5 protein-coding genes are annotated in these 3,493 nt (G+C 62.4%); 4 read left to right on the top strand and 1 reads right to left on the bottom strand.

Annotated features, from left to right (window positions below; all coding sequences use genetic code 11):
• Positions 1–109: 109 nt before the first annotated feature.
• The 3 genes from ACFVJ3_RS49265 to ACFVJ3_RS49255 all read left to right on the top strand — a co-directional run bounded on the left by ACFVJ3_RS49265 (position 110) and on the right by ACFVJ3_RS49255 (position 1,455).
• A complete protein-coding gene (locus tag ACFVJ3_RS49265) occupies positions 110–385 on the top strand; it encodes a pyridoxamine 5'-phosphate oxidase family protein (RefSeq protein WP_378459009.1) in 276 nt (91 codons plus the stop codon).
• 2 nt (positions 386–387) lie between these two features.
• On the top strand, positions 388–576 hold the full coding sequence (locus ACFVJ3_RS49260) for a hypothetical protein (protein WP_378459008.1): 189 nt from the start codon (positions 388–390) through the stop codon (positions 574–576).
• A gap of 177 nt (positions 577–753) precedes the next feature.
• Positions 754–1,455 carry a GntR family transcriptional regulator gene (locus tag ACFVJ3_RS49255; RefSeq protein WP_378459007.1) on the top strand — a complete coding sequence of 234 codons (702 nt, stop codon included), beginning with the start codon at positions 754–756 and terminating at the stop codon, positions 1,453–1,455.
• Between the two features lie 90 nt (positions 1,456–1,545).
• Here ACFVJ3_RS49255 and ACFVJ3_RS49250 read toward each other — a convergent pair whose 3' ends face one another.
• Positions 1,546–2,409, bottom strand: coding sequence for an SDR family NAD(P)-dependent oxidoreductase (locus tag ACFVJ3_RS49250; RefSeq protein ID WP_378459006.1), 864 nt, complete (start codon positions 2,407–2,409; stop codon positions 1,546–1,548).
• Between the two features lie 238 nt (positions 2,410–2,647).
• Between ACFVJ3_RS49250 and ACFVJ3_RS49245 the strand changes: the two genes are divergently transcribed.
• Positions 2,648–3,346: a GntR family transcriptional regulator gene (locus ACFVJ3_RS49245; protein ID WP_378459005.1), complete on the top strand. Its 699-nt coding sequence runs from the start codon at positions 2,648–2,650 to the stop codon at positions 3,344–3,346.
• Positions 3,347–3,493 lie beyond the last annotated feature (147 nt).

Raw genomic sequence — 3,493 nt, 5'->3', positions numbered from 1 at the left:
CTGTAGTAACACGACCCCAACGCGGCCGCGCGGCGTCCCCGCACGTCAACACGCCTTTTCGCGGAATCGTGTGCCCATCAGCTGCGGAAGTCCGGTCGGTGAGACAACGATGTCCGAGGAGGAGATCGACGCCTACCTGCGGGCCCCTGGCCGGTTCACCGCGGTCGCGTCCATGCGAAAAAACGGCACGCCGTTCGTCATCCCCATGGGCTACTACTACGATGGCAGCTCGCTGTACTTCTCCTCGACACCCACACGAGGTCTCACATTGCGTCTGCGGCGCGATCCCTCTGTGTCCGTGTCAATCTTCGACCACGAGCCGATCCACGGTTACGTCCTCGTCAACAAACGGCACAGGAATTTCCCGACCCGGACAACGTACTGAGCATGAAGATGCATCGCCGATACCCCAAGCCGGGAATCGAGGACCAGGACGAACACGACCGGATCTGGTTGTCCGCCGGCCGGGTTGTCTTCAAAGTCTCCACAGCCGGCGCGTTCGGAATGGACCAGCGCAAAGCCGCAACGTCCCCGTATGCGCTCGCTATGCCCGACCGCACTCCGGGATCGGGATAAGAACCGACCCGCTGGCACAGCATCGTGCAGTGGACCGCGGCGACATCGTCGCGGCCACTGCACATCTTCGCCGTCATCTGGTACCCCGTTCACGGACAAGCAGCCGTACCCTGAGGGGGAAGGCCTGCGCACATCGAGTATTGTTTATACATAATGCATAAGCCAGGGAGGGCTAGGATGACCGAGACACTCGCCGTGACCAACCGCCGGGGCAAACGACAGCAGATTCCCGACGAGGTGGCGACCTACGCCCGCGAGCTGATCATCTCGGGTGCAATACGCCCGGGTGAATTCCTGCGAATGGACCCTATCGCCGAGACCATGGGAGTCAGCTACACACCGGTACGCGAAGGCCTTCTCATCCTCGAAAGGGAAGGTTTCGTCAAGATGCTTCCCCGCCGTGGCTTCGTCGTCGAATCCTTCACACAGCAGGACGTGCGCGACCTGTTCTTGGCTCAGGCGCACCTTGCCGGCGAACTGGCCGCCCGCACGGCCCAGAGGATCACCCCGGAGCAGGTCACCACACTCCAAAGGCTGGTCGAGCAGTACGAGGAAGCGGCCGAGACCGGCGACGAGGAACTTTTGGCCTCCCTCGGACATGCCTTCCACCGCGAAATCAATCTGGCTGCGGACTCGCCTCGCCTCACCTCGCTGCTCGGCTACATGGTCAAGAATCTGCCGAACCGCTTCTACACCATGATCGCCGGAGGTGTCGACTCCAGCCGGATCGAACATCCCCTCCTCCTCGAGGCTCTACGTAAGCACCATGTCCGGAAGGCGCGGACGTTGATGGAGCAACACATCCTCGCCCGCGGCGACCAACTGGTCGCGATCCTGGAGGAGCGAGGCATTTGGAACAAGAATGAGCCAGCCTCTTGAATTCTCTCAGCCCTGTGCCGCGGCCTCGATTCGGCCGCGGCAGAGTTTCGAGAGCCGATCAGCGCTCCCCGGTCGCGCCACCCGTACCAGCTACAGACCGGCGCTGGGCGTGATTGCGCGCTCCATGCCCGACGCCGCGACACCGCCCGAGTCCACCTGCGGGCGGCTCACCGTATACCCGGAATACAACGCATGGGCTCCGCCGTCCGCCTCGGCGATCAACCCAGAAATATAGGACGCTTCATCGGAGTTCAAGAACAGCGCAGCGGCCGCCTGTTCGGCCGAGGTCCCTGCACGCCGCAGGGGCACCACGGCCGCACGTTTTGCCCAGTAGTCCGGCGCTTCTGTTCTGAGCCGGTCACTCATTGCCGTCTCGGTCAAGCCCGGACACAGGGCGTTGACGCGCACCCCATGGACTCCCCATTCGACAGCCAACGCACGTGTCAGTCCCACGACGGCGTGCTTGGACACCACGTAGGGAACGCGGCCCGGAAGGCCCATCGTCCCGGCCACCGAGGCGGTGTTGAGGATGGCACCGCCGCCGCCTTGACGGATCATCACCCGCCCGACTGAAGCGGCGAGTTGGAACGCGGCGTCAATGTTGATCGCCATGACACGACGCCATTCCTCGGCGCCGATATCCACGGCCGGTCCGGCCGAGCCGATTCCGGCGTTGTTGAACAGAGCATCGATCCTGCCTCCGCGCATCTTCAGGGCCTGTGCAGTCAGTCGACCGGCCGCCGACGGTTCACTCACGTCAGCGGCAATCACGCTGACCCGTTCACTCGCGAGTGACTCAATCCGATCGAATGAAATATCGTTCGCGACAACATAAGCCCCTTCGACGACCAAACCCTCCACGATCGCGCGGCCGATACCCGACCCGGCGCCCGTCACGATCGCAACCTTGTCCCGGTAACGGCTCCGTAGCCCCTCCTGGTCGACACTCACCATTGACCACACCTCGGTTCGTCTGATTTGTTCGGGACGCCCCACCGATATTCGGGCGGCGTTGCAGGACGCCAGCGATGGCCCTGCCGATCGTTCATCGATTATATATCATCGTACGCGACAGGTGGCGCGTGGCGATCATCTCCGAGCCATCCGTACACTAATGCCGTCAACAGCTGCCAACTCGATGATCGATTGTGTATTATGTTGATACGTATACTCTGGAAGGACGGACTGACCAATGACCGGTACCGCGCTAACACTTCCCCTGAACAGAGGTACGAAGCGGACCCAACTCCCCGAAGAGGTTGCATCTTACGTCCGCGAGTTGATCATCTCGGGCGGCGTGCGCCCCGGGGAGTTCCTGCGAATCGAGCCGATCGCGGAGGCAGTCGGGGTGAGCAGCACCCCGGTGCGAGAAGGGCTCCTTGCTCTGCGCAGCGAAGGGTTTGTTCAACTTGTGCCGCGGCGCGGTTTCGTCGTCGCACCGATCACACAGCAGGATATCCGAGACATCTTCTGGGCCCAAGCGCAGTACGCCGGCCAGTTGGCCACGCGCGCCGCGGAGCGAATGGACGCGGAACAGATCGAGCGGCTGGAAGTGAACATCGAGAAGTACCAGCTGGCCATCGCCGATGACGATCAGCCAGCAATCGCCTATCTCGGGCATTCCTTTCACCGGGAGATCAACCTGGCGGCCGGCTCTCACCGCCTTGCCCTATTGCTCGGTTCAGTCGTGAAGCAACTGCCCAACTCTTTCTACGCCACCATCGAAGGCCACGTCGAAGGCGCTCGCGGCGAGCATGTCAAGATGCTGCGGGCGCTCAAGAAGCGTGATTCCCTCAAAGTATGCAATCTCATGCAGCGGCACATTCTCGAAGGTGCGGATCGGCTGATTGAAACCCTCGAAAAGCGTGGGCTTTGGACTGCGAACCCGTAAGACGCCGCGGGAAAGCGTATCGCACGGCGCCGACGGCGCGCGACGCTAGCCCCAAAGCCGTGTAGTTAGCGGGGACGGCTGGCGGTCAAGAATGCGGGTCTTGGGCGTGTCGTGCGCGAATGGGTAGCGGAGCTCCGGTAGAAGAGG

Source organism: Rhodococcus sp. NPDC127593, from assembly GCF_042671975.1.
In the GTDB taxonomy this organism is placed as follows: Bacteria; Actinomycetota; Actinomycetes; order Mycobacteriales; family Mycobacteriaceae; genus Rhodococcus_F.
Note: the sequence above shows the minus strand (reverse complement) of the source record. Positions and strands in the feature narration are given on the sequence as shown.

Excerpts from the sequence above, each read along its gene's own strand:
- ACFVJ3_RS49265 (WP_378459009.1), top strand. The coding sequence starts at position 110 with ATGTCCGAGGAGGAGATCGACGCCTACCTGCGGGCCCCTGGCCGGTTC.
- ACFVJ3_RS49260 (WP_378459008.1), top strand. The coding sequence starts at position 388 with ATGAAGATGCATCGCCGATACCCCAAGCCGGGAATCGAGGACCAGGAC.
- ACFVJ3_RS49255 (WP_378459007.1), top strand. The coding sequence starts at position 754 with ATGACCGAGACACTCGCCGTGACCAACCGCCGGGGCAAACGACAGCAG.
- ACFVJ3_RS49250 (WP_378459006.1), bottom strand. The coding sequence starts at position 2,409 with ATGGTGAGTGTCGACCAGGAGGGGCTACGGAGCCGTTACCGGGACAAG.
- ACFVJ3_RS49245 (WP_378459005.1), top strand. The coding sequence starts at position 2,648 with ATGACCGGTACCGCGCTAACACTTCCCCTGAACAGAGGTACGAAGCGG.